This window comes from Pararhizobium sp. IMCC21322 (assembly GCF_030758295.1).
In the GTDB taxonomy this organism is placed as follows: Bacteria; Pseudomonadota; Alphaproteobacteria; order Rhizobiales.
On sequence record NZ_CP132335.1, the window covers coordinates 1,392,815 to 1,418,257 of the forward strand.

Sequence of the window (25,443 nt, forward strand, 5' to 3'; positions counted from 1 at the left end):
GCACACCGCCATTACCGCGCGGCCCACAAGGCCCCACGCTCAAAGATGCTTCTCATCTGTGGCACCTTGAACTCGTCGGCCACATGGCCAAGTGAGCTGTAGAACACGCGGCCTTTGCCGTAAGTTCGTTTCCAGACAACAGGCATGACAACACCGTCGATTTCCTCAAAATAGGTACCATCGAAGCGCGTTGTTGCCAGCACCTCAATACTGGGATCGAAATGCATGTAATATTGTTCGGACCGATAGTCGAAATCGCCAATTCCGGCGACAATGGGATCGTCGGACTTGGTGATTTCAACCCGGTAATCGATGATATCTCCGGGATGCGCCACCCATTGGCCTCCGGTCATGAACTGATAGTCCGGCTCATTGCGAAAGGAGTCGCACATCAGCCCGTGGAACCCGGCAATGCCGCTTCCAGCGCGTATGCAGGCCAGAAGGTTTTGCAGTTCTTCTTTCTCAATGCGTGACATCGTGACGGCCGGAATGATCAGATCAAATTCGCCAAGTTTTGGGTCCGCAAATGCTTCGGTTGAACTGTCCAGAACAACGTCAAAATTCTGGGCTTCTAACATGTCTTTGACTACATTGGCACTGGCTTCCGGCGTGTGACCTTCCCATCCGCCCCACACGATAATCGCTTTCTTGTTACTCATGATTTTGGTGTTCCCTTAATTATAAAGCTGCCCGGCGGGCAGGGTGCTCTGCAAAGGCAGGGCTTGTTTACATTGATGTTTCAGCGTGATGGATTGTCCGGTGTCGGCAGAGATCAGAATGGATTCCATGATTTCCAGAACATGCAAAGACAGCTCGAGACTGGCGCGATGGCTGTGGTCTTTGACGATGGCTTCGGCCATATCGGCCAGGCCTATGACCCTGTAGTTGCCGTCACCATATAAATGGGTTTGCTCGGCTTTGCTCCAGTCGCCGGAGCCTGTTGAAACAAGAATGTCGCCGTCAAAATTGTTAGGGTCGGCGACGATCATGGAGCCTTTGCTGCCATAAATTTCTATGGGGTTGTGATCGTGCTTGTGCACGTCGAAACTGGTGACCAGTGTAATGGAAGCGCCATTTACAAAAGATAGAATAGCCGAAATATGGGTCGCGACATCCACCGCAATGGTCTCACCTTCGCGTGGTCCGGAGCCAATGGTGCGCGTCGGCCTTGTGATTTTGGCCGTGCCACAAACGGATGAGACCGGACCCAGCATATTGATCAGACTGGTGATATAATATGGCCCCATATCCATTAGAGGGCCACCGCCATCCTGGTAGTAAAAATCGGGATTTGGATGCCAGCGTTCATGGCCGGGAACCATCATGAAACCCGTTCCCGCAACCGCGTCTCCAATCGCGCCGGAATCGATGATCCGACGTGCGGTCTGGTGCGCCCCACCAAGAAATGTGTCCGGCGCACAGCCAATTCGCAGGCCGGTACGTGATGTGGCTTCCAGTAGTTTTTCAGCTTCCGCCAATGAGGTGCCAAGTGGCTTTTCGCAATAGGCATGCTTTCCCGCGTTAAGCGCGGCAAGATTTACGTTCACATGATGTTGCGGCGTTGTCAGGTTCAGAACAATGTCGATCCGGTCATCAGCCAGCAGTGCTTCGACGGTCATCGCTTCCAAACCATATGTGTCAGCTTTCTCCTTTGCAGCTGCCTCATTGATATCTGAGCAAGCAATCATGTTGATGAAGGGGAATTGCTTGGCTCTGCTTAAATAGGCATCTGAAATGACGCCACATCCGACCAGTCCTATACCCAGTGAACGCATAATCTATGTATCCTTTGCAACGTCGTTCCACGGCGCTCTGTAAATATCGCGCAGCATCAATGCCGCCGCACCGCGTGCCCATAATTGTTCGTTGATGGTGTGGAAGATAATTTCTGTGGCATCAAAATGCGCGGAAAAACTGTTGTCCCGTACGCTTTCATGAAAGGATTTGCTGATCACACTTTCATATCTGCTGTCTTCCGTAACCATCACGATTTTTTCCGGGTTTATCAGATTTATGATGTGAGAAACGCCGACCCCGAGCATTTTGCCCTGCATCCCGATCTGCTCAAGCGCCCATGGATTTTTCGCAGCAGCAAGTGTGATCAATTGCGATGTGGCGTTATCAGACTTGTGATGCTCCGATTGAACGGCCTCAGCCTGTTCTGCGCGCAACTGCGTCACATCAACTTCCATGTAAGCGTCGAGGCAATCCCGCTGACCGCAGCGGCAAGTCCGGCCTTCCAGACCTGTCTTGATATGGCCGAAAGCAGACCCCAAAGTTGTTGCGCCCTTGTGGAGATCATCGTCAATCCACAAGGCCAGACCTACGGCCTGATCTATTGTGATCGCGGCAAATGAATGATTGTTCTGAGCGTAGCCAAACCAGCTCTCGGCCAGGGCAACCAGATCTGCTGGCTTGGCCATTCGGGTCCGCAGTCCCAGTCGCTCTTCCAGCAATTGCGCAAGCGGAAACTCATCATCGGCAAAGATTGATCTGGAATGCTTTTGGCTGGCTTCCAGGTCAAAACGGTCGGGGACACCAATCCCGATGCCTTTGATTTTGCTGCGGTCAATGCCATGCGCGGCAACGCAGACATGAATGCTGTTCTCAATCACGTCGACAATCGCGTCGATACTCCTGCTGGCAACTTTCACAGACATCTGCATGGAGTAAACAGCTTCACCTTTGAAGTTAGCAATCGTCGTTGTGATTTGCTCGGATGAAATTTTTACGCCAATCACATGAGCTGCATTCGGTATCAGGTCGAGCAAAACGCGCGGACGGCCACGCTTTCCATCCTCAGGTCGTTTCACATGGATCGCCTGAACAAGGCCTTCCTCGATCAACGCCCCGGTAATCGCCGACACGGTGGTTCCGCTCAGCAAAGTGCGTTCCGATATCTCAACGCGGGAGATACGGCTGTGACAGCGGATTGTCTCAAGAACATGGTACTTATTGATCTCCCGCATCAGCAGTGGATCGGCAATCTTAACGGCCAAACGGCAGGCTCCCAAACTCGTCTTCGTATTTAATTCGTGTTCTTTATGTAAATCAACTTAAGCCCGCGTGGAACCCGTTTTTTTACGAAAATGCATATTAGGTCAAGCCGCCGGGCCACGGCCTGTCTCCACTGCACGGCCCAGTTTCAAGGCCCTGAACAGGTTGGGTAAATTGCATGGGGCGCACAAATCCAAATCAAAAACTTGTATTGGTGGATCGGTGGAAATCAGATTTTAGGAGGTAAATCAAATCGCGTAGAAAATGGTAAAAAATCCAGTAAAGCATTGTTATATATATATTTTCAAAATATCTTCATGATGCATCTGAGCGCTTCATTGTTATCCAGTGTTTGTCCTCGCTCGGACAATTTTGCAATCACTGCTGCCTGATATTGTTTAGCACTTGAATGCCGCAGACATCGTGTTGGTGAAACACGCGTCGATCCAATTTTGACTCCACGAAACCTGGCGCTGTCACGAAGCTCTTCGGTGGGTGCACTCAAATGATGGAGGATCTGTTTTCGCACAATACGGAGACAAAAATTATACGCTAAAACTCGGATAGCATATATTTTATTATTATTATTCAATATGTTATTCAATAATTTGCGATATTTGGAACGTGACTTGCCAATTAAAACCGGATTGTTTATTAAATAAGGAACGCCTTGCTCTGACAAGGGCTCAGAGGCTGAGCCAGGTGCATCGCGATCTGGAAACAGGGATTATTTTGGGAGGAAGACAATGATTAGACTAGCTATAGGTGCAGCACTTCTCGCGCTTGCTGCGGTTCCGGCACAGGCCGAAACGACGGTTGACTGGCTTCATATTGAGTCTGTGGAAGGCACTGTTGCCATCATGGAAGCAGCCGCCAAGGAATACGAAGCGGCTCATCCTGATATCAAAATCAATGTGCAGTTTCTGGAGAACGAAGCCTACAAGGCCAAATTGACGACCCTGCTGCAGTCTGACGCTGCCCCGGACATTTTTTATAGTTGGGGCGGTGGTGTCATGAGCGAGCAGGTGGAAGCTGGTGTCCTGCGCCCTATTGGTGATGTGCTGTCTGAAGAGGCGCGTAATGCCATTGGTGAAGCCGGTATCAGTGCCTTTACCCGCGACAATAAACTTTATGGCTTGGCGCAAAATGTCAGCCAGGTTGTCTTCTGGGGCAACAAGGACTTGCTCGACAAGGCAGGCGTCGGTGCTGATGACATGAAGACCTGGGATGGATTCCTGGCCTCTGTCAAAAAGATCAAGGATGCAGGAATCACACCCATTACTGTGGGCGCACAGGACAAGTGGCCTGCGCATTTTTACTGGTCATATCTTGTTGTACGACAGGCTGGTCAGGCGGCGTTCGACGCGGCTCGTGCCGGCGAGGGCGACGGCTTTGCAGGTGCCCCCTTTGTTAAGGCAGGCCAGATGTTCCTGGATCTCGTGGCTATGGAGCCCTTTCAGGATGGCTTCCTGGCAGCCAATTTTAGTTCGGCTTCGGGAAATTTTGGTGACGGAAAGGCAGCATTGCACCTGATGGGAAACTGGGATTATGCAGTTCAACGTGACAGTTCGGCGAGCGGCAATGGTTTGTCGGACGATCAGCTTGCGATCTTTCCATTTCCAACGGTCGAAGGTGGCGCAGGCGACCCTGCAGACACGCTTGGCGGGATCAATGGCTGGATATTCCATCGCGACGCACCGGATGAAGCGGTGAAGTTCATGGAATGGTATACGTCGAACGAAGTGCAATCCCGCTTTGCCGCTGCCAGCGTTTACATTCCGATTGTGGCAGGTTCCGCAGACAGTCTTGCCAATCCTTACTTCAAGGAGATCTCCGACAATATCAACAAGGCGAAGTGGCACGCCATCTTCTTTGATCAGGAACTGGGTAAGGACGTTGGCGGGGTGGTGAATGATATCTCAGCTGAACTTTCCGACAATGCGATCTCAGCAGAAGAAGCCGCAGAATTGGTGAAAGAGGCTGTTGACGACTCCCTTTAGTGGATTGCCTTACATACCGGCTGCAATCAGATTTGCAGCCGGTATGTAAGTGGTATGTGCCGCCATTTAGAGCAGTATCGGACCTATGAAGATGCCACAATGTTGTCGATAGGAATGCAGCAATGGTAAAGCGTCGTTTGTTGACCAGACGTTGGGTCGCGTTGATGTTGTTTCTTCCGTTGACGTTGGGATTGTTCACCCTGATGGTCGTCATGCCGATGTTCGAAGCGGCAAATTTTTCGTTTTACAAATGGAACGGCTTTGGTCCGCCAACTGACTTTGTCGGGTTGCGCAACTACGATGATGTTCTGACCCATCGGCACTTCTTCACCGCTGTCAAAAACAGTTTCTTCGTAATCGCGGTGTCGCTGTTGGTGCAATTGCCACTGGCGCTTTGGGCCGCCCTTGCCCTGGTTGCGAATAATTGGGGCATCAGCATGATCCGCACTTTGTTCTTCCTGCCATATATGCTGGCGGAAATTGCGGCGGGCCTGATGTGGCGGTTTGTCTATGACGGCGATTATGGTCTGGTTCCTGCGATCGGGAATACGCTGGGCATCGATACGCCCTTTGTCCTTGGCGACAAACTCTGGGTCATGCCGGCAATCATGCTGGTGATCGTCTGGAAATATTTCGGTTTTCACATGATGATATATATTGCAGCGCTGCAATCCATACCGCGTGAAGTCATCGAGGCGGCCCGTCTTGATGGCGTCAGCCCTTGGAAAATCACCCGGTACATCAAAATTCCGATGATCCGCTCGGCCATCCTCATCTCGGTGTTTTTCGCAATAATAGGGGCTCTGCAATTGTTTGATCTGATCATTCCGCTCAGTGGTGGAGGCCCCAGCAATTCCAGCAACACCATTGTCAGCTTTCTGTATCAGTTTGGCATTACCCGCACGAAATTTGGCTTTGGCGGCGCTGTCAGCATGATCCTGTTTGCAGCCTGTGTGATCATCACACTGGCTTATCGACATTTTTTACTGGCACGGAAGTGGGACTGATGGCAGCTCTTGGGAAAAAACGGTTTTTTCGGCCTTCGGGACTTTCAATCGGACAATGCGTAGGTCTATGTATCATCGCGCTTTTTGTCATTATCCCGCTTTATGCAACGGCATTGGGTGGCTTCAAGACCCTTGGAGAGTTGCGCAGCAGCCCGTTTAATCTGCCACAAAGCTGGAACCCGCAGAATTTCATCGGCATTGTTACTGAGAGCGCCTTTTTCAGATCGCTTTGGAATTCCCTGTATGTGTCCGTGGCAACGGTTGCCCTGACCGTAGTCCTGTCTTCCATGACAGCATTTGCGCTGGCTCATATCAGGTTTTTTGGCCAGCGCATGTTGACCAGTTTTCTCATGGTTGGCTTGCTGTTTCCGGCAGCGACCGCCGTCTTGCCATTGTTTATTACGCTGAGAGATCTGGGTCTTCTGGATTCTCATCTCGGCATTATTCTGGCACAGACAGCCTTCAGCCTGAGTTTTTCAATTCTGCTGTTCCATAATTTTTTCAAGGATCTGCCGAAAGAACTGATCGACGCAGCGCGAATGGATAATTGCGGTTATATCCAGATTTACTGGCATATTACGCTGCCACTATCGCTGCCCATTATCGCAACGGTTAGTGTATTCGCATTTGTCACGAGCTGGAACAATTTCCTGTTGCCGCTTGTCATGCTCAACACGCCCGACAAATACACCTGGCCACTTGGTATCATGCAGTATCGGGGCGAATACGGCACTGACTGGACCAAAATCCTGGCCTATCTGACGCTCACCATTATTCCGGCGGTTGCATTTTTCCTGGCAGCTCAGAAATACATCATATCCGGTCTGACCGGAGGGGCCGTCAAGGGATAGGCGCGCTTCTGGCTTAGTCCCGGTTTCTCACTTTGCCGTAGAGTTCCAGACGGTGATGGACAATGTCATATCCCAGCTCACGGGCAATTTCTGCCTGAAGTTCTTCAATCCGGGGGGAGATGAATTCAATCACATCGCCTGTATCAACATCGATGAGGTGATCATGATGCGGTTTATTGGCCAGTTCAAATCTGGCGCCCGTGCCATCAAACTCGTTGCGCAAAATGGTCCCGCGTCCTTCAAGAATTGAAAGTGTTCGGTAAACCGTTGCCAGCGACACCGACGAATCCTGCTTCCGGGATCGTTCCAGAACTTCTTCAGCACTGGGATGGTCACTGGAATTGGCAAGCGCCGATAGAATGGCAACACGCTGGCGCGTGATGCGCACGCCCTCAGCGCGCAATTCATGTTCAAGGTCGTCGACCATCGGTGTGTCTGTTTCGCTCATGCCAAATCATTAGCACGATAGATTCATTTGTTCAAACCTTGTTGCAAATAATTCGCAAGTGCATTGACTAGTTGCGAATTATTGTCATAATCATTTGCAGAAAGCCCACAAAGAGTGAATTATCAATTTGAACATGGAGCAAAAGATGCGTTTCGCTAAACGAGTCCTCTTGGCTACTGCAGTCCTTGCAATCAATGCATCCGGCGCATTCGCAGACGGCAAGATGAAAGTTGTGACAACCTTTACGGTCATTGCCGACATGGCTGCAAATGTTGCGGGCGACGCGGCAGAAGTGGTCTCCGTTACCAAACCGGGCGCAGAAATTCACGGGTATGAGCCGACACCGCAGGACATCGTACGCGCTTCAGACGCAGACCTTATCCTCTGGAATGGCATGAATTTGGAACTTTGGTTTGAGCAATTTCTCTCTAATTTGAAAGACATTCCCGCAGCGACATTGACCGACGGTATCAACCCGATCCCGATTGGTGCCGGGTCTTACGAAGGCCAACCCAATCCCCATGCCTGGATGGGCCTCGATAATGCGTTGATCTATATCGACAATATTGTCGAGGCATTTACCGAGTATGATCCGGACAACGCCGCGATCTACGTAAAAAATGCGGCCGCCTATAAGGATAAACTGCGCGCAACGATTGAACCTTTACGCGAACAGGTCGCAAAAATTCCCGAGGCCGAGCGCTGGCTTGTGACGTGTGAGGGGGCCTTCAGTTATCTGGCTCGGGACTTTGGCATGAAGGAATTGTATCTGTGGCCCATCAACGCTGATCAGGTTGGTACACCACAGCAGGTTCGTGCCGTCATTGATGGGGTACGGGATAATGATATTCCGGTCGTGTTTTGCGAGTCGACAGTCAACACTGCACCTGCAAAACAGGTGGCCCGCGAAACCGGCGCTGCCTATGGCGGAGAGCTTTATGTAGACTCCCTGTCAGAAGCCAATGGCCCGGTTCCAACTTACCTTGATCTTTTAAGGGTGACCTCACAGACAGTTGCCAATGGTCTGGTGGGCACGAACTGAATGCCTCACGACATAAGGGTGCAGGCGACCGCGATGAGAACAGAAGCTGAAATGTGATGCACAGATGCTTGATACAGTAATAGAGGCCAAACCCGGTTCCGGACACAACGCCGCAGCCGATGGCATCTCCGCCAAGAATGTGACCGTTACATATCGTAACGGCCTCACAGCGCTTCACAACGCCAGTTTCGAAATTCCGCGCGGCACGGTGACCGCATTGGTGGGTGTGAACGGGTCAGGGAAATCGACTCTCTTCAAGGCCATCATGGGGTTTGTGCCGGCGGCCAAAGGTGAAATACGCCTGCTTGGAAAACCAATCTCCGAGGCACTGCGCAGCAATCTTGTCGCTTATGTCCCGCAATCCGAAGAGGTCGACTGGGCCTTTCCGGTTTTGGTGGAAGATGTCGTAATGATGGGCCGATACGGCCATATGGGCTGGCTGCGTCGACCTTCGGCAAAAGACCACGAGGCGGTCACCGAAGCGCTGGCCCGCGTCAGCATGAGCGAATTTCGCGACCGCCAGATTGGTGAATTGTCAGGCGGGCAACGCAAACGTGTCTTCCTAGCCCGCGCCCTGGCGCAGGAAGGCCAGATCATTCTGTTGGATGAGCCATTCACCGGTGTCGACGTCAAAACCGAAGATCAGATTGTGGCGCTGCTGCGTGAATTACGTGACGAAGGCCGTGTGATGCTGGTCTCGACGCACAATCTGGGGTCCGTGCCCGAATTTTGCGACAGGACCATTCTGGTAAAGGGTACTGTGCTGGCGCACGGTCGGACCGAGACCGTTTTCACCCGCGATAATCTGGAACGCGCCTTTGGCGGTGTGCTGCGCCATATCACCATTGGTGGCGATGCGCTGCATGATGATGCTGACGCCAGACAAGTTACGATCATGACAGATGATGAGCGCCCCTTCGTGCAATATGGCGACATCACCGTACGTGGCGAGCAGGACAACGAAGAATGATCAGCTATCTGCTGGAGCCGTTTGGGTACAATTATATGACCAACGCCATGTGGGTTTCAGCCCTCGTTGGCGGTGTTTGCGCGTTCCTGTCTGCCTTTCTGATGCTCAAGGGCTGGTCTTTGATCGGCGATGCGCTGTCCCATTCGGTGGTGCCCGGCGTTGCCGTGGCGTACATGCTGGGCTTGCCATTTGCGCTGGGTGCCTTTGTCGCCGGAGGTTTGGCAGCCGGAGCAATGCTGTTCCTGTCTGAACGTTCCGGTCTGAAGGTCGATGTCATTATCGGTTTGATATTCACATCGTTTTTTGGCCTCGGCCTTTTCATCGTCTCAATCAGCCCGGTGTCGGTCAGCATCCAGACCATCACAATGGGCAATATTCTGGCCATCACGCCGGAAGACACGCTGCAACTCGTGATCATTGGTCTGGTGTCGCTGGTCGTGTTGTTGGCCAAGTGGAAAGATTTGATGGTCACCTTCTTTGACGAAAACCACGCCCGCTCCATCGGTCTGCGACCCGGGCTTCTAAAAGCTGTTTTCTTCGCCCTTCTGGCAGCATCTGTGGTGGCAGCCATGCAAACCGTCGGTGCATTGTTGGTGATTGCCATGGTCGTCACGCCGGGTGCCACGGCCTATCTTCTGTGTGACCGGTTTCCCCGGCTGATCGCCACATCAGTTGCCATCGGCAGCATCACAAGTTTTGTCGGTGCCTATGCCAGCTACTTCCTGGATGGCGCCACCGGCGGCATTATCGTGACGCTGCAAACGCTGGTGTTTCTGATTGCCTTCGTACTTGCCCCCAAACACGGCATTCTTGCCTCCCGCCGTAAATCGCGCATGGCGTTGGAACAGATTGATCAGGAAACCCCTGACGCCGCAGCCATCAGGGAAACGGCATAATGGAAAGCCTGTTGCTGCCCTTCCAGTTTCCCTTCATGCAGAATGCGTTTTTCATCTGCATGATCGTGGCAATCCCGACTGCGTTGTTATCCTGTTTTCTTGTGTTGAAAGGCTGGGCCCTGATGGGCGACGCCGTCAGCCATGCCGTACTGCCCGGCATTGTGCTGGCCTATGTTCTGGGCATTCCACTGCTCATTGGCGCATTTGCAGCGGGTATGTTTTGCGCGGTAGCGACCGGTTATCTGTCAAACAATTCCAGGGTCAAGCAGGACACCGTAATGGGAGTCGTGTTTTCCGGCATGTTTGCTGTTGGTATCGTGATGTATGTGTCCATCGAGACCAACATGCATCTGGATCACATCCTCTTTGGCAACATGCTGGGTGTCGAGCCGCATGAATTGCTGACCTCGGGGTTGATTTCGCTGTTCGTTTCACTGGCAATTTTGCTGAAGTGGAAAGATTTGCTGCTCCACTCATTCGACCCGACACAGGCACGCGGGTCGGGCCTGCATGTCGGCTGGTTGCATTACGGATTGCTGGCCGCCTTGTCTTTGACGATTGTCGCAACCCTCAATGCCGCCGGGTTGATATTGGCAATCGGCCTGCTGATTGCGCCAGGGGCCATTGCCTTCCTGCTGGTGCGGAAGTTTTCAACCATGCTCTGGGTCGCGGTTCTGGTCAACATGGTCACCATGCTTGCCGGCACCTATGCAAGCTTCTTTCTGGACAGCGCATCTGCGCCCACCATTGTGCTTGTCCAAACCGCTGTCTTTATCGTTGCCTTTGTGCGCCGGCTTGCCATCACCCGCAAAGCGTCGCTCATGCAGATTACGGCAGAAACTGAGGCCTCAAACCAGTCAAGTACGGCCTAAGGAAAAAGCGCGCAGCTCATAGAAATGGGAGCGCAGTCTGCGCCCCCATATCGGTCTGACTGATCAGACCTCACCATCATATTCGCCGCGTGCCGGGTAGTTGTTTTTGATTGCAAAATCCAGCGCACTGACAAGCTCTGAGAAATGCGGACGCACAAACGGCATGGTCTGCGTCGAGCCATAATAAAGGCTCTGATCCGGTGAAACCATGAAGAGACCGGGCTCTGAAAACAGGGCAGGTTCCTCAATGCCAATGGACGTCTTGCCGCGTGAGGTCGAAATATAAAGGCCCCATTCGCGTGCGACAGACAGCGGCAGGCTGTGACCGAAGCGGATATTCTTGTTCTCGATCTTGTCAGCCATGGCCCGCGTGCGTTCCTCGGTGTCGACACTGAGCGCAATGACCGTCACACCACGCTCTGCAAACTCGCTGACGCGCTTGTCGAGTTCGGACAGGTAGTTCGCGCAGATCAGGCAGTGCAGCCCCCGATAAAAACACACAACAGTGCCGCGTTCAGACTGTTCGTCTGACAGATTGAACGCGCCATGATCAAGGGTGGGAACGGTAAGCTCAGGGGTCTTGCGACGTGGCATCAACATGAGTAATTCTCCTTTTGAATTTCTGTTGCAAAAGGAGTAGCAGTCTCTATGATCGGATAAATCAGAAATAACCAACTTTAAAGACGAAAATGAAGATTGATCGCCTGACGGCCCTGTTGAACCGCTTTCGCCTGATTGTACAGCCCACAACACTGGAAAGCGCAAATCTGGCCGCGTTTCGAAATGTCGAAACAGGGCAGGATCATTTGGTGTTTCAACCTCGGGAAATCGGTATTTCAGGTCACGAGGGCGCACTTTTGTTCGCGTTGCATGTCGACTTTGATAATCTGACCAACCCGCTGCAAACCGCTCTGCCGGAGATGGTGGTCGAGATCGCCGAGCCTGATAGTGATTTGTCCAGTCTGGTCTCGTTGCTGGCGTCCGAGCAGCAAAATGCCCGCTGCGGCGCACCTGCTGTGCTGGGCCGTTTGGGGGAGGTTCTGGTGGTCCGCATGTTGCGCTTGCAATTGGAGCGCGGTGCAACAAATTCCGGTCTTCTGGCTGGTCTCGCCCATCCCCGCATCAGCCCGGCAATCGTCGCCATACATGACAATCCGGAAAAACCATGGAGCAATGCAGCGCTGGCCAGCGTGGCAGGCCTGTCCCAAAGCCGCTTCAAGCAACTCTTCGCCAGCGCCGTCGGCACAACCCCCGCCAGCTATCTGCGCCGTTGGCGCATGGTATTGGCACGCATCGATTTACAAAAAGGCGACCGCGTAGAACGCGTCGCCCACCGCTACGGCTACACCGCGCCAGACGCATTTTCGCGGGCTTTCATGAAGGAGTTCGGGGTGAGACCGAGCCATGTAACAAATGAGCTGTCTCATCCGGCATAAGTAAATCTGATTAGCTATCTGAAGTGTTGGTAGCGGAGGCAGGGCACTGTGTGGTCGTTTGATGTTGTAGCGGTTCCTCCAGTTTGCCGCACAGCCGCGAGGGAAGTGAATTGGCGTGCCAAAGCAACTCTGTTAGAACGGGATGGCAAGCTACCTTGCGCCAGGCTGGCAACTCATGCCACTGGTCAGACCCCGGTGTTCAACATCCTTCCAACTGCAGATACAGGAAAACATATGACCGTCTATCTCATTCGGCACGGCCAATCGGAATTCAATGCTGCCCACAATGACGGCGAAGCGGACCCGATGATTTTTGATGCGCCATTAACGGAAAAAGGACGCATGCAGGCGGAACAGGCAAGAGTCGCAATCATGGATCTTGGAATTCAGCAGGTCATAACGTCACCGTTGAGCCGCGCCATCCAAACAGCCCTTACAATTTTCCAGGGCATAGCGCCAATTCGCGTGCAGTCAGGCCACCGTGAACTTTTAAGCCACAGTTGCGATATGGGCCGCGCTCCAGGCGCATTGCAGGCGGAATTCTCCAGCCTGTCTTTTGACCATTTGGATGAGATATGGTGGCATCAGGGGCCGACAAACGCGAATGGCGTGCCTGTCGAACCAAGGGATATTTTCCAGCAACGCATAAGAAAGTTCGCCTTGGAACTTGACCAGATGGCAGACATTCAATTGGCAGTGGTCGGTCATGGAGACGTCTTCAGGGAACTGGCGGGATTCTCCATGGAAAACTGTGAAATCCGCGAATATCCCAAATAATTTGCGGCACCTTGCACCGTTTCCTGGTGGCTCCGTAATGTCGGCGGGTGCCCAACCCATAAGCACAGTTCTGTTAATCGGCTGCGCCACTGCCATGGGCCGCACCTAACCCGCTAAACAGGGCACCCCGCCCTATCAATGGCTTGTCGAAATTCAATGACAAACACATGGTCGGGATGGTCAAAAACAAGCCCGGTGGGAGCGTCCGTTTTCAGGATTTCCGACAGATCGGAACTCAATCACGTACGAACGCCGCCAAGCATCGCCTCAGTCAAGCGGAAGGTGCGGATACGCCTTCTGGCGTTTTTGGAAGGACAGAACGACCGGGTTTACAACAACACCGGCATCAACATTGATGGCCCGGCGAATGGTCTCGTTTTCCTGCCAGGCGGCGCGTCCATCGACAATGGTTGGCAAGTGCACCAGGAGTGCTGCAGAAATGGAACGTGACGCACTTTCCCAAAGGTAATTCGGGGTATGATCAACCGCATAATAATCGGTCTTTTCAACCTTGAACATTGGGTCTTTGAAAGTTGTTGGCTTGGCGAAATAGAACCCCATGCCCTCATCGCAGCTCACATCCACGATCAGGCTTCCCGGTTTCAGACAGGATTTTTCGGCTTCCGTGACAAAATCCATAGGATTATCCGGGTCCTGATAGGTCCCGTTGACAATGATGTCGGACTCGGAAATCAGATCGGACAGTGACCGTTCGCTGCCATCATGCTCGACGACCAGCATACGCGCTTCACCTTCACCGCCTTCGCGCAAGCGAACATAGTGACAATCCAGAACCTCTTCGCGCACTTCATGATCAGGGCGTTGGATGCAAATAGTTATGTCTCTGAATCCATGGGCCTTGAGCGCATAGATAGCGCCACGGCTGACCGCGCCAAAACTGAAAATGATCGTCTTGCGCTGGTTACCATAATGTCCATCAATGCCCTTGACCCGCAAAGCATGCAGGATTGCGCAATACCCGGCCAATTCATTGTTCTTGTAAAATGTATGCCGCCCGACCTGCCCGGACGGGCTCCAGACAAACATGTCCTCAAAGGCAATAAGGGTTAGCTTGCGGTCGATCGCAGCCTGGGTGATGTCGCGCTGTTGAGCGCAATGCGGATAACCCCAAAGAATGCCGCCCTCTTGAAGCTCCATAAGATCGGATAACATGGGCTTGGCGACGATCACATTTCCAAGCTCGGACAGGAGCGAACTTCGCGACGCAACGCCCCCGGTTTGTGCGGCAAGTTCAGCATCTGAAATGTTAAACGGTTCGCCATAGCCCTCCTCAAAGACCAGTTTTTTGCGATATTCTTCGGCCAGCCGAGGCAAGTGTTCGGGATGAATTGGAACGCGCTTTTCATATTTTTTCCTGGATGTCCCAATGACTCCGAAGGTTAGCTTGCTCATTCTGGTTCCATTTCCGGGGATTGCCCCTGAGGTCTAGGTCGATATGGGGGTAGACGTCGATATTTTGATCGCAATTTGAGCCAAACAGCAGAGGGAAATGTCTATGGACATCCCTCTGGCAAACCCGGCTTTTCATTGAAAGAGGCTGACAGCAGATGCCGCCAAATTTGCAGCTTCCACTGTAAGTTTTATGCAGTAACTGATTGCCTGAAAATTATCCAACAGAAACAGTTTTTAAGAAACATCGGGGTTGGCGGAGATCTGCTGATATGGAATTCATTCTCCCAATTGGGTGCAGACTCTAGGCCTTTGATGAGCGGTCATTGGCTGAAAGAAATCAGAAGGCAGCATCATATGGCACAGCCTGTATTGACACACTACCATGGTAAAGTAACATGCGGTTGTGAGACCACTCTGGCAAACGCGGTCATGAAGAACCCTGTCGGGAAATGGTGGTCACCTAATTTTGGATGTTAACGGGAGGACTTTGAATGTCTTTGAAATGCCTTATCACCACTCTTGTTGCTATCGGAGCGGTTCCAACCGCTGCCCTGGCCGAACCGTCTTCGCGCGTTGCTTTGGTTCCAGGTGGTCCCCATCCCTATTTTGCCGCTTGGGAACAGGCCGGTGCTGATGCTGCCAAAGAATTCAACATTGGTGCGGCAGAGTACAAAGTCCCGCAGAAATGGGAACTCGGACTGCAGAACCAAATGCTCGAAAGCCTTGTCACTCAGGGCTATAACGGCTTTCTGATTTTCCCCGGTGATCCAGTTGGAACAGTTGCAATCGCAAATGAACTGGCGGATACGGGGGCTCCTGTCATCGCTCTTGCCGGCTGCCTGAAGGATCCTTCTGACGCGCAGTTCTGTATGGGAACTGACACTGGAAATTCCGCCTATCTAGGCACGAAGGAATTGCTTAAGGAACTTGGAAGTGGTGCGAAGATCGCTCATTTCACAGGCTTTCTGGTGGATCCTAACACCCAGTTGCGCATCGACGCCGTGGAAAAAGCCGCAAAAGAAGGCGGCGCTGAGGTCATCCAGGTGATTGCCGATATCGATGCACCTGAACCTGCCGAAGAAAAAATCAACGCCTATCTGGCAGCCCATGCCAGTGAGGTTGACGGCATCATCACAACTGCATGGGTGCCAGCGGTTGTCGCATCCTCCGCTCTGCGCAAGATCGGTGACAAGCGCATCAAGATGGTTGGCATCGATCATGATAAAGTGGTGTTGCAGGCAATTAAGGATGGTTTCGTCCACGGCACCATGCTGCAAAACCCTTATGGTCAGGGCTATATCGGTTCCTATGCGGCAGACAAGCTGCGCACCGGTTGTACAGTAAAGGCTGATGCGCCGTTCAAGAGCAACGCTCTGACCGACAAATTCATCGATTCCGGCACAGTGTTTGCCGGCGTGAATGATGTCGATAATTACGTCGCATCAATGCAGGCGATCACCAAGACTCTTTTCGAAGGTTTTGAATCGACTTATCTCGATTGTTGATATTATTGTTTGGCGGAGCCTGATCCCGGGCTTCGCCAATTCTACTTCGTCAATCGCTCTTCCATGATTTATGACGGGACGGAAGTTTGAAAACTGACGTCCCGCATATCCATTTGATGCTATCAAGGAAATAATGGCCAATTCCTCTCAGCAAGACGCACCCCCGCGCTTTTCTGCCACACGCATTCTGTTAAGCAATGAATTCGGCCTGCTAGTGCTGATTGTGTTGTTTGCGACCATTTTTTCGACCATTTCTCCGGCATTTCTGTCGAAATTCAGCCTCTATGCTCTTGGGCGCACGTCTGCAGTCAACATTATGATCGGCTTTTCCATGATGGTCGTAATCATCACCGGCGGACTCAATCTGTCGGTTGGTGCCATCGGAGTGTCCGCTGCCATGTTCAGCGGCCTTCTGATGGAAAGCGTCGGACTGCCATGGCCTTTGGCCGTCGTCGGCGGGCTTGCGGTCGGTGCGGGTTTGGGCGCGATCAACGGCATCATCATCGTGCGCACCGGACTGCACAGTTTCATCATTACCCTGGCGACGATGAGTATCTTTTTCGGCATGATGATCTTTCTCACCCATGCTGAATCGTACCGTGGGATATCGCCGGTCTTCACCGGATTCGGGCGGATGAAGCTGTTCTCAATCTTCTCCCCATTGCTGCTGGTGACAATAGTCGTCGCACTCGGTCTTTCCGTGCTGTTTCGCTTTACCGCTCTGGGCCGGGAATTTCTCGCAACGGGCGCCAATGAGCGCGCAGCCGAACTGTCCGGCATCCGCGTCCATAGAATGATTACCTATTGTCATATGCTGTCCGGTGTTCTTGCTGGCATTGCCGGACTGATGCTGGTGTCGCGCACCGGTGCAGCGATTCCGTCGATGGCTGGGCAACTCGGGCAAGACTGGCTGCTACCGGCCTTTCTGGGCCCGGTACTGGGCGGAACGCTGCTCACCGGTGGACGCGTCTCTGTTCTTGGCACCTTACTGGGGTCGTTTCTGGTCACCATGCTCACAACAGGTCTGCTGCTGATGCAGGTCGGGGCATTCTGGGTGCAGACTTATCTGGGGCTGCTGCTGCTTTTTGCGGTTCTGGTAGATCTCGTGCGCCGATCTTATCTGCAGCGGAGAAAGTTGATATGAGCACCCGCTTCTGGGAGTCCGACTGGTTCGGACCATTTGTTATTACAATTGCCGCCATTGTTGTCGTCGGCGCGCTCAATCCGTCGTTTCTGTCACCGTTTAACATTCAGGTGCTGTTGCTTGCCATTTCGGTCAACGCACTGATTGCATTTTCTCAAATGATCATTATTGCCATTGGCCAGATGAATCTTTCGGTTGGCGCGATAGGTGGCCTGGCAGCGATTTCCTTTGCCGGAATGATGCAGGTATGGGGTATCCCCTGGCCCATCGCGGCGGCGGCGGCTCTGGCTATCGGCCTGCTGGCAGGCCTTGCCAATGGCGTGCTGGTCGCCTTCACTGGTATCTCGGCATTTGTCATCACCCTGGCCAGTCTTTCCATATATAAGGGCATCAATCTGGGCATTACCGAAGCCCAGCCCTTTTATGACATCCCCGACATCGTCAAGTCCTTGGGAAATGACACGTTCATTCACCCATTGCCGTGGCTGGTAATCCCCTGTGTTCTGGCGGCGATCGCGCTCTGGTATCTGCTCAATCGGCTGCCTCTCGGGCGTTCGATCCTGGCTGTGGGCGGCAATGAACATGCATCCGAACTGTCTGGTATTTCTGTCCGTCTAGTGGTCATCGTCGCCCATGCAATTTCCGGTGCACTGGCAGCTCTGGCGGGCATTTTGCTGGTCGGACGTCTGCAATTGGGCCAACCGACCATTGGCGACGATTGGCTGATCCTGTCCTTTGCCGCACCTGTGATCGGAGGTGCAATCCTGTCCGGAGGGCATGTCAGTGTTGGTGGCACGCTGCTTGGCGTTATGATCGTCGCGATTTTCACCCAGGTGCTGGTGCTGTTCAATATTGATCCATTCCTCGTTCAAGTCGTTCTGGGCGGGCTGATCCTGTGGGCTGTCGGTATGAATCGTTGGCGCGAAGTTCGGACGCAGCGCCATGCCGGGCAGGTTCGGACATGAGCGATACGACCCTCAAAACTGTGTTTCATGCTGACAATATCACCAAGACCTTCCCCGGTGTCGTTGCGCTGGACGAGGCGCGCATAACCCTGTCGGAAGGCTCAGTTCACGCCTTGCTGGGTGAAAACGGGGCCGGAAAGTCAACCCTGATCAAGGCGATCACCGGTGTTCATCGACCCGATTCCGGCTCAATGACGTTGAATGGCGAAGTCTTTGCGCCGCTCAGCACCAGAGATGCCATTGCCAAAGGCGTTGGCGTGGTGCACCAGGAGCGCAATCTGATCCCGCGCTTTTCTATTGCGGAAAATATATTTCTGGAAAAGCTTAGCGCCCACCCAATGCGGCCGATCAATTATCGGAAATTGTTTCGGGACGCGCGCAAGTGGCTGGATCTGCTGGAGATCGATGCTGATCCTTCGCTTCCGGTCTCGCGTCTCAGTGTGGCAAAGACCCAATTGGTGGAAATCGCCAAAGCTCTGTCGCTGAATTCAAAAATTCTCCTGCTCGACGAGCCGACCGCCTCTCTGACCTCGCATGAGACCGACACCTTGTTCGACATTCTGCGCCGTTTGAAAGGCGATGGGGTGAGCCTGATGTTTGTCAGCCACAAACTTGAAGAAGTTCAGGAAATTTGTGATCAGGTGACTGTGTTGCGGGATGGCCGAAATGCCTGCGAAAGCAGGCCTCTGGCGGGTCTTGATCGTCAGGACATCGTACGCTTGATGATCGGTCGCAACGAACAGATTCCGGATTGGTCGGCGCGTGACCGGTCCGGCGAAGAGACGGTTCTTGAGTTGAAGAATGTGGCGTCCTCCCTTGGGCACAAAGGCATTAATCTCAGTCTTCACAAAGGTGAAATTGCCGGGCTTTACGGGCTGGTCGGAGCAGGGCGCAGTGAACTTGCAAAAGCGATCCTCGGCAAATTTGCAATCACTGAAGGGTCGGTTCTGCTGAACGGTGAAAAGGTCGAGATTAAAAGCGTGGCCGATGCCGTTGGCAAATACCGCATCGGCTATGTAAGTGAGGATCGCAAGAGTGAGGGCCTCATACTACTGCATTCGGTGCTGGAGAATGTCGGTGTCCCTGTCTGGCGGCGGCTTGCAAACCTGTTCGCACCGCTGACCAATCGCGCTATTCGCGAGCACACCGAGCCCTATATCCGCAAGCTTGAAGTGCGCACGCCGTCGCTCGACCAGAATATGGGCAATCTTTCCGGCGGCAACCAGCAGAAAGTCAGCGTTGCCAAATGGCTCGCGGCTCAGGTCCAGATCCTGATTATTGACGAGCCTTCGGTTGGCATCGACATCAAGACAAAGGCCTATCTGCACGAACTCATCCGCGAACTCTCCGATCAGGGGACCGCAATTCTCCTGATTACCAGCGATATGCCGGAGATGATCGCGCTGGCAGACCGGATCATCGTGCTGAACGATTATCAGGTGCGCGGAGAAATCAGCAATACCCGCGAATACGACACTATGAGTGAGCGCATCATGAACCTGATTCAGGGTGAAGAAGCTTCAGTTGAGGTGATGGCTTCCGCAGGGTCATAACGATTAGGGTAACCTGATTTGGGGCGATTTGGAGCTAGATCACAGAATGGAATTTGTCACATGTGCCGCCCATGATGGCGACCTGTTCTGCCTCACTTAATTGGTTAGCCGAAGAGATGACGATGTCCAGCGCCATCAGAAAATCTGCTGCCAAAGTGCAGACCCGCCCGCCGGATTCACTCATCAACCGGTTTGGTCTTGGTGTCGGATGTTATCGTAAGTTTGCCAGGGAAATCGACAGATTGCGCAATCATGATGCGGGTTTACCCGCGAGAGAGTACCTACTACCATGGTAGTAGGTTAATCTGAACTGTGAGAAGTGGCCGGGTCGGGGAAGGAGGGCTTCCAGATGAATTCTGACGCAGCAATCATTACCTTTGACCGGAGCGGCCCTGTCACGGTCCAGGTCCATGCTTTTTTGCGACAACGCATATTGCGTGTGCAGTTGAAACCCGGAGAAGCGCTGAGCGAAAAGGAACTTTCCCTGCAGTTGGGCGTCAGTCGAACACCGGTGCGAGAGGCGTTTATACGGCTTTCCGAAGAAGGGCTTGTCGATATTTTCCCACAACGCGGAACTCTGGTTTCCCCCATCAGAATGGACGAAATCAAGGAGGCCCAGTTTCTGCGGGATATTCTGGAAACCGCCATAGTTCGCCGTGCGGCACGGGATATCGATGAGGCCAGCCTGTCACAGATGCAAGCCAACCTTCAGCGCCAGGAAGTCTCTCTGCAGAAGAAGGACTATTTTCAATTTATGGAACTGGACGAAGAGTTTCACCGGCTATTGTGCCAGAGCATCTCCCTGCCGCGAGCCTGGCGGGTGATTCAAGCCATTAAGGGACAATTGGATAGAGTGCGGTTTATGGGGCTGCCCCAGCCAGGTCATGCAGATCTCATGGTGCGGCAGCATGGAGCTATTTTCAATGCGATAAGGACGGGCGATGCGGATCTGGCTGAAACCGAAATGCGGATCCATTTGCAGGCGATCTGGGGCTCCATAGAATTGATGACCAACGAAAACGGCGCGTTTTTCGAAACTTGACTTAGAAGAGAAGACTTTCATGGCAATTGACCTCCCACAATTGGGTTTTGGTGGCGCGCCGATCGGTGGGTTGCTTGACCCAGTTGACGATGCCGCCGCTCTGGACGCTGTTTCAGCAGCGCTTGAATGCGGAATTCGGTATTTTGATACCGCGCCGTTTTACGGGTTTGGCCTGTCGGAGCGGCGGCTGGGCGATGTGGTACGCGGCGCAGATGACATCATCATCTCCACCAAGGTCGGACGGCTGTTGAAGCCGGGTCTGCCGGGCGATCCTGCAGCCTTCGGCTGGCCCAATCCATTGCCATTTCATCCGCAATTCGATTATGGCTATGCTGCTGTTATGCGCTCTTTTGAAGACAGTCTGCAACGGCTCGGGCGCGATCATGTTGATATCCTGTTTCTGCATGACATTGGCCCGTTCACGCATACTGACCCGGATGAAGAGACGCGCCATTTCAAGGATGCGATGAGCGGTGGTTACAAGGCGCTGGATGAGCTGCGCCGGGCAGGAAACATCAAGGCGATTGGAATCGGCGTCAACGAGATTGATGTTTCGATGCGCGCACTCGATCATGGAGACTGGGATGTCTTTCTCCTGGCGGGGCGCTACACCTTGCTGGAGCAGCATGCGCTTGGAGAATTTCTACCGAAATGTGCTGCAAAGTCGGTGCGCATTATAATCGGTGGTCCGTTCAATTCGGGTATTCTCGTTGGAGGCACGACTTGGAATTATGAAACCGCTCCGGCTGAAATCGTCAACCGGGTAAAGGGTTTGACAGAAGTCTGTACAGCTCACAATGTGCCGCTTCCCGCAGCCGCACTGAAATTTCCGCTTGCGCATTCGTCTGTTTCCAGCGTCATTCCTGGTGTGCGCACACCGGAGGAATTCTCGCAGCTTATGGACTGGTGGAAAACAGACATCCCCGCCGCCCTCTGGACAGATATGAAAAGCGCAGGTCTTATTCGCGAAGATGCACCGCTGCCAGTGTCGTGATCTGGCTTATGTTGGTACCAGATTTGTGTTCGTGTCAGGCAAGATGAAATACGTCGTACATCATCGCCCGGAACTCACCGTCCTTGCGCGTTGACAGCGGCACCAGGCAGGGGTCGGTAATGGTCAACCAGCGCAGGTTTTCCGGCTTCCTCAGAAAGATCGAATAATTGCGGATATGGCTCGTCGCCAGACAATCCAGAACTGACGGCCAAACGTTAGCATGCAGCCGTTTATAGTCAGCCACTTTCTCTGACTTCGAGCCTGTCACCATGCCCATTCGCTGCAGTGCACTGCCCCTCATTTATGCCGTTGATGTCAGTTCGATGACCATGAGAGGCCGTCAATCCGAGACCGGTCAATTGCGTCCCAGTCCCACTCGATGCCCAGTCCGGGCACTTCGCTCGGCCAGGCACGCCCGTTTTCAATACGCAGGCCCGATTTTGTAATCGTTTCGAGCTGCGGAATATATTCCAGCCACGGCGCATTGGGAATGGCGCAGACCAGGCTTGCATGCAGCTCCATCAGAAAATGCGGACAGACCGGCACGCTGAAAGCTTCAGCCAAATGCGCGACTTTCATCCAGGGCGTAATGCCCCCGATACGCGCGACATCAACCTGAACAATCGAGGCGCCGCCGCAGACAAGGTAATCCTTGAACTGGCTGACAGAATACATGCTTTCACCCACGGCAATCGGAACAGAGGTAGAGGCAGCAAGTCTGGCATGCTCAAGAACATTGTCCGCAGGCATAGGTTCTTCAAACCAGCCGATGTCGAACTCCTCCAGCATCCGTGCCCGTCGGGTTGCTTCCGCCCGGCTGAACGACTGATTGGCATCTACCATGATTTCGTAGGCCGGTCCGACCGCCTCGCGAACAGCGGATAGCCGTGCCCGGTCCTCTGAAATATGCGGTCTGCCGATCTTGATTTTCGACCCGGCAAATCCCTTCGCTTTCGCGTCCAGAGCATCCTTGACCAAATCTTCGGTATCAATGTGCAGCCAGCCACCCTCGGTGGTGTAGCAGGGCACATTGTTCTTGGCGCCACCCAGAAGCTGGAACAGCGGTAGGCCAGCTTTCTGACATCTCAAATCCCACAGCGCCGTGTCGATCGCTGCCTGCGCAAGCGAGGTAATCGCACCAACGGCCGTCGCATGAGTGGAGAACAGCAAATCCTGCCAGATTGCTTCAATAGTTTCGGCTTCTTTGCCGATCAGTCTGGGGACGAGAGTATCGCGCAGCAGAGACATGATCGCCGGCCCACCCTGACCAATTGTATAACAATATCCAGTGCCCGTGACGCCGTCCTTGTCGGTAATGCGCACGATTGGCGTTTCCTGGCTGTCAAAGGATTGGATCGCATCCGTCCGGCGCACCTTGGGCACCAGATCAACCATCAAAATCTCACACCGATCAATTATAGCCATGGTAGTCAGCCTTCCCTGCCTCAATTCGTCAACATCTTCCCGACTCAGCTTTCACCGACAGGAAATCAGACTTTAATCAGCCCCGTTTGACTGGTCCAGTTCGATTGTTCTTGCAGCCATGAACATGTCTGCGCATCTTCCATAACGAGTTGCAATGCGCTGCCAGTCTGTGAGCCTGCCGATCATCCACAAGGGTACTTCGTGAACCAACGGGGAGGTGTCCCTAGCGCTTGGTGCCGGGCGAATATCTCACATCAAATAACAAGATGCCGCACAGGACCTTGAAAGCGCATCGTCTAAATCTGTGTATCTGTCTGCATACATTGAAAGAAGATCAATGTATCAACCGTCATGGCCAATCAGAGGCTGGGCATCAAGGAGGTGGACGATGGAATCTGGCTCATCAACTTCATGAAATATGATCTGGGTTACATCGACCCGAAACAAAAAACACAGCAAACTATCGACAACCCGTTCGGCGCAAGGGTGTCACCTATGTCTTAGGTACAACCTGTTACCTATGTCTCCGGGTCGGACACTATGTCTCTGGGTCGGACAAGTGAAAAATGGTAGCGGAAGAGGGACTCGAACCCCCGACACGCGGATTATGATTCCGCTGCTCTAACCAGCTGAGCTACTCCGCCCCGTAAGGGACATCCACATTGAACGAAGTCATGGGATGTCTGGAAATCGTTATTTATCTAACGAATGACGCGCATATAAAGGGCGCAGCGCAGTCGTGTCAAGCGCTGTCACGGTGCCACTTTCAGATGAATGACGCCTGTGCGGTCTGACCGCCGGAAACGGGTCAGGCAATCAGGAAGTCTGAGACGGTTTTTGGCGCCGATGCCGGGTCTGTTGAAGCGGCAGAACTGATCTGCGGACGCTCGGTCGAGCCTATCCAGCCGCCGCCCAGAACAAGGGTGCTTGCAGTGTCATCTTCATAGATTACACAGGCCTGCCCTGGCGAAATACCGTCTTCCGGATTTGCCAATTCGCACCACACATCATCTCCTGATGCAAAGAGAGTTGCGGGCATTGGTGGGCGTGTGCTTCGCAAGCGCGCAAAGATCGGCAGACCCTCTTCAGGCAATTCCGTTAGTGCTGGTGTACCAAGCCAATTGACGTCACGCAGATGCACAATGGCCGTTGCCAGCGCTTCGCGCGGACCGACAATAACCTGCTGGGTTTTGGCATCCAGATCCACCACATAAAGCGGGTCGGCAGCTGAAATGCCAAGGCCACGGCGCTGGCCAACAGTGTAGTGAATAATGCCCTTATGGATGCCAAGCACTGTGCCATCCACATGCACGATGTCACCGCCGGTTGCCGCGTCCGGCTTCAGTCGTGAGATCACATCGGCATAGCGGCCGGATGGCACGAAACAGATGTCCTGGCTGTCCGGCTTTTGTGCAACATGCAGGTTCAGATCTTCTGCAATCTGGCGGGTTTCCGCCTTGCTGAGACCGCCAAGCGGAAAGCGGATAAAGTCGAGCTGTTCCTGCGTGGTGGCAAACAGGAAATAGCTTTGGTCCCGGTCATGATCGACCGGGCGATAAAGCTCGCGGTGCCCATCTTCGCGCATACGGCTGCCAATGTAATGGCCGGTCGCAAGCGCCGCCACACCCAGGCTTTTGGCGGTTTCCAGGAGATCGGAAAATTTGACGGTCTGGTTGCAGGCCACACACGGAATCGGTGTTTCGCCAGCCACGTAGCTTTCCATGAACGGGTTGATCACCTGCTCGCGGAATTTCTGCTCATAATCCAGTACGTAATGCGGCATATCCAGCATGTCGGCCACACGGCGGGCATCATGAATGTCCTGCCCGGCACAACAGGCACCCTTTTTGTGGGTCGCTTCGCCGTGATCATAAAGTTGCAGGGTCATGCCAATGACCTGATAGCCCTCGCGCTTCAAAATCGCGGCGGTCACAGAGGAATCGACGCCGCCAGACATCGCAACAACAATGCGCGTGTCTTCCGGCTTTCCCGGTAAATCAAGACTGTTCAGCATGGCAATGGTCCAGATAGTTCATCAGATGGTTTGCAGTGAATGCAATCACAAGGTTTGCATATAGTCCGACAATAACAAAACCCAAGCGGTTC

Annotated in this window: 25 protein-coding genes and 1 tRNA gene; 15 read left to right on the plus strand and 11 right to left on the minus strand. The window is 53.2% G+C overall.

Translation table 11 applies throughout. The features are described 5' to 3' along the window. Positions 1–11: 11 nt before the first annotated feature. From RAL91_RS06760 to RAL91_RS06770, 3 genes are read right to left on the minus strand one after another with little or no spacing between them, the layout of a single operon-like run. A complete protein-coding gene (locus RAL91_RS06760; protein WP_306260817.1) occupies positions 12–659 on the minus strand; it encodes a ThuA domain-containing protein in 648 nt (215 codons plus the stop codon). A 15-nt stretch (positions 660–674) separates the two neighbouring features. Continuing rightward, complete coding sequence (locus RAL91_RS06765; protein ID WP_306260819.1) at positions 675–1,775, minus strand: Gfo/Idh/MocA family protein; 1,101 nt, start codon at positions 1,773–1,775, stop codon at positions 675–677. 3 nt (positions 1,776–1,778) lie between these two features. Further along, positions 1,779–2,999 carry an ROK family transcriptional regulator gene (locus RAL91_RS06770; protein ID WP_306260821.1) on the minus strand — a complete coding sequence of 407 codons (1,221 nt, stop codon included), beginning with the start codon at positions 2,997–2,999 and terminating at the stop codon, positions 1,779–1,781. A 744-nt stretch (positions 3,000–3,743) separates the two neighbouring features. Here RAL91_RS06770 and RAL91_RS06775 point away from each other — a divergent pair. The 3 genes from RAL91_RS06775 to RAL91_RS06785 all read left to right on the plus strand — a co-directional run bounded on the left by RAL91_RS06775 (position 3,744) and on the right by RAL91_RS06785 (position 6,855). Next, positions 3,744–4,997, plus strand: a complete 1,254-nt coding sequence (locus RAL91_RS06775; RefSeq protein WP_306260823.1) for an extracellular solute-binding protein — start codon at positions 3,744–3,746, stop codon at positions 4,995–4,997. Positions 4,998–5,119: 122 nt separating this feature from the next. After that, positions 5,120–6,004 carry a carbohydrate ABC transporter permease gene (locus RAL91_RS06780; protein ID WP_306260825.1) on the plus strand — a complete coding sequence of 295 codons (885 nt, stop codon included), beginning with the start codon at positions 5,120–5,122 and terminating at the stop codon, positions 6,002–6,004. Next, positions 6,004–6,855: a carbohydrate ABC transporter permease gene (locus RAL91_RS06785; protein WP_306260827.1), complete on the plus strand. Its 852-nt coding sequence runs from the start codon at positions 6,004–6,006 to the stop codon at positions 6,853–6,855. The genes RAL91_RS06780 and RAL91_RS06785 overlap by 1 nt, the downstream gene beginning before the upstream one ends. 13 nt (positions 6,856–6,868) lie before the next feature. Here the strand turns inward: RAL91_RS06785 and RAL91_RS06790 are convergent, their stop codons facing one another. Continuing rightward, positions 6,869–7,303: a Fur family transcriptional regulator gene (locus tag RAL91_RS06790; protein ID WP_306260828.1), complete on the minus strand. Its 435-nt coding sequence runs from the start codon at positions 7,301–7,303 to the stop codon at positions 6,869–6,871. A gap of 145 nt (positions 7,304–7,448) precedes the next feature. Here RAL91_RS06790 and RAL91_RS06795 point away from each other — a divergent pair, with 145 nt between their 5' ends. The 4 genes from RAL91_RS06795 to RAL91_RS06810 all read left to right on the plus strand — a co-directional run bounded on the left by RAL91_RS06795 (position 7,449) and on the right by RAL91_RS06810 (position 11,083). Next, positions 7,449–8,345 carry a metal ABC transporter substrate-binding protein gene (locus RAL91_RS06795; protein ID WP_306260830.1) on the plus strand — a complete coding sequence of 299 codons (897 nt, stop codon included), beginning with the start codon at positions 7,449–7,451 and terminating at the stop codon, positions 8,343–8,345. A gap of 64 nt (positions 8,346–8,409) precedes the next feature. Further along, a complete protein-coding gene (locus RAL91_RS06800; protein WP_306260833.1) occupies positions 8,410–9,315 on the plus strand; it encodes a manganese/iron ABC transporter ATP-binding protein in 906 nt (301 codons plus the stop codon). After that, a complete protein-coding gene (locus RAL91_RS06805) occupies positions 9,312–10,211 on the plus strand; it encodes a metal ABC transporter permease (RefSeq protein WP_306260835.1) in 900 nt (299 codons plus the stop codon). Before RAL91_RS06800 ends, RAL91_RS06805 begins: the two co-directional genes overlap by 4 nt. Next, entirely contained in the window at positions 10,211–11,083 is an 873-nt protein-coding gene (locus RAL91_RS06810; protein WP_306260837.1) for a metal ABC transporter permease, read from the plus strand. Before RAL91_RS06805 ends, RAL91_RS06810 begins: the two co-directional genes overlap by 1 nt. Positions 11,084–11,146: 63 nt before the next feature. Here RAL91_RS06810 and RAL91_RS06815 read toward each other — a convergent pair whose 3' ends face one another. Continuing rightward, entirely contained in the window at positions 11,147–11,683 is a 537-nt protein-coding gene (locus RAL91_RS06815) for a peroxiredoxin-like family protein (protein WP_306260839.1), read from the minus strand. Positions 11,684–11,772: 89 nt separating this feature from the next. On the opposite strand from RAL91_RS06815, the gene RAL91_RS06820 reads away from it, so the two are divergent. Further along, entirely contained in the window at positions 11,773–12,519 is a 747-nt protein-coding gene (locus RAL91_RS06820) for an AraC family transcriptional regulator (RefSeq protein ID WP_306260841.1), read from the plus strand. Positions 12,520–12,753: 234 nt separating this feature from the next. Then, positions 12,754–13,296 (plus strand): histidine phosphatase family protein, encoded by a 543-nt coding sequence (locus tag RAL91_RS06825; protein WP_306260843.1) that lies wholly within the window; start codon positions 12,754–12,756, stop codon positions 13,294–13,296. Positions 13,297–13,563: 267 nt separating this feature from the next. On the opposite strand, the gene RAL91_RS06830 is transcribed toward RAL91_RS06825, so the two are convergent. Further along, positions 13,564–14,709, minus strand: coding sequence for a N(5)-(carboxyethyl)ornithine synthase (locus RAL91_RS06830; RefSeq protein ID WP_306260845.1), 1,146 nt, complete (start codon positions 14,707–14,709; stop codon positions 13,564–13,566). A 491-nt stretch (positions 14,710–15,200) separates the two neighbouring features. Between RAL91_RS06830 and RAL91_RS06835 the strand changes: the two genes are divergently transcribed. From RAL91_RS06835 to RAL91_RS06850, 4 genes are all read left to right on the plus strand, one after another. Beyond that, complete coding sequence (locus tag RAL91_RS06835) at positions 15,201–16,214, plus strand: sugar ABC transporter substrate-binding protein (protein WP_306260846.1); 1,014 nt, start codon at positions 15,201–15,203, stop codon at positions 16,212–16,214. A 133-nt stretch (positions 16,215–16,347) separates the two neighbouring features. Continuing rightward, positions 16,348–17,358: an ABC transporter permease gene (locus RAL91_RS06840; protein WP_306260848.1), complete on the plus strand. Its 1,011-nt coding sequence runs from the start codon at positions 16,348–16,350 to the stop codon at positions 17,356–17,358. Next, positions 17,355–18,323: an ABC transporter permease gene (locus tag RAL91_RS06845; RefSeq protein ID WP_306260850.1), complete on the plus strand. Its 969-nt coding sequence runs from the start codon at positions 17,355–17,357 to the stop codon at positions 18,321–18,323. Before RAL91_RS06840 ends, RAL91_RS06845 begins: the two co-directional genes overlap by 4 nt. Further along, positions 18,320–19,876: a sugar ABC transporter ATP-binding protein gene (locus RAL91_RS06850; RefSeq protein ID WP_306260852.1), complete on the plus strand. Its 1,557-nt coding sequence runs from the start codon at positions 18,320–18,322 to the stop codon at positions 19,874–19,876. The genes RAL91_RS06845 and RAL91_RS06850 overlap by 4 nt, the downstream gene beginning before the upstream one ends. Before the next feature lie 34 nt (positions 19,877–19,910). Here the strand turns inward: RAL91_RS06850 and RAL91_RS06855 are convergent, their stop codons facing one another. Further along, positions 19,911–20,060, minus strand: a complete 150-nt coding sequence (locus RAL91_RS06855; protein ID WP_306260854.1) for a hypothetical protein — start codon at positions 20,058–20,060, stop codon at positions 19,911–19,913. 165 nt (positions 20,061–20,225) lie between these two features. Here RAL91_RS06855 and RAL91_RS06860 point away from each other — a divergent pair, with 165 nt between their 5' ends. Both RAL91_RS06860 and RAL91_RS06865 read left to right on the plus strand, forming a co-directional pair. Continuing rightward, positions 20,226–20,918: a GntR family transcriptional regulator gene (locus RAL91_RS06860; RefSeq protein WP_306260856.1), complete on the plus strand. Its 693-nt coding sequence runs from the start codon at positions 20,226–20,228 to the stop codon at positions 20,916–20,918. A gap of 19 nt (positions 20,919–20,937) precedes the next feature. After that, positions 20,938–21,912: an aldo/keto reductase gene (locus RAL91_RS06865; RefSeq protein ID WP_306260857.1), complete on the plus strand. Its 975-nt coding sequence runs from the start codon at positions 20,938–20,940 to the stop codon at positions 21,910–21,912. Positions 21,913–21,946: 34 nt separating this feature from the next. Here RAL91_RS06865 and RAL91_RS06870 read toward each other — a convergent pair whose 3' ends face one another. From RAL91_RS06870 to mnmA, 4 genes are all read right to left on the minus strand, one after another. Next, positions 21,947–22,213: an L-rhamnose mutarotase gene (locus RAL91_RS06870; protein ID WP_371932491.1), complete on the minus strand. Its 267-nt coding sequence runs from the start codon at positions 22,211–22,213 to the stop codon at positions 21,947–21,949. 14 nt (positions 22,214–22,227) lie between these two features. After that, positions 22,228–23,337 (minus strand): mandelate racemase/muconate lactonizing enzyme family protein, encoded by a 1,110-nt coding sequence (locus tag RAL91_RS06875; RefSeq protein WP_306260859.1) that lies wholly within the window; start codon positions 23,335–23,337, stop codon positions 22,228–22,230. 567 nt (positions 23,338–23,904) lie between these two features. After that, positions 23,905–23,981: transfer RNA gene (locus RAL91_RS06880), tRNA-Met, on the minus strand. 164 nt (positions 23,982–24,145) lie between these two features. Then, entirely contained in the window at positions 24,146–25,351 is a 1,206-nt protein-coding gene (gene mnmA, locus RAL91_RS06885) for a tRNA 2-thiouridine(34) synthase MnmA (RefSeq protein ID WP_306260861.1), read from the minus strand. Positions 25,352–25,443 lie beyond the last annotated feature (92 nt).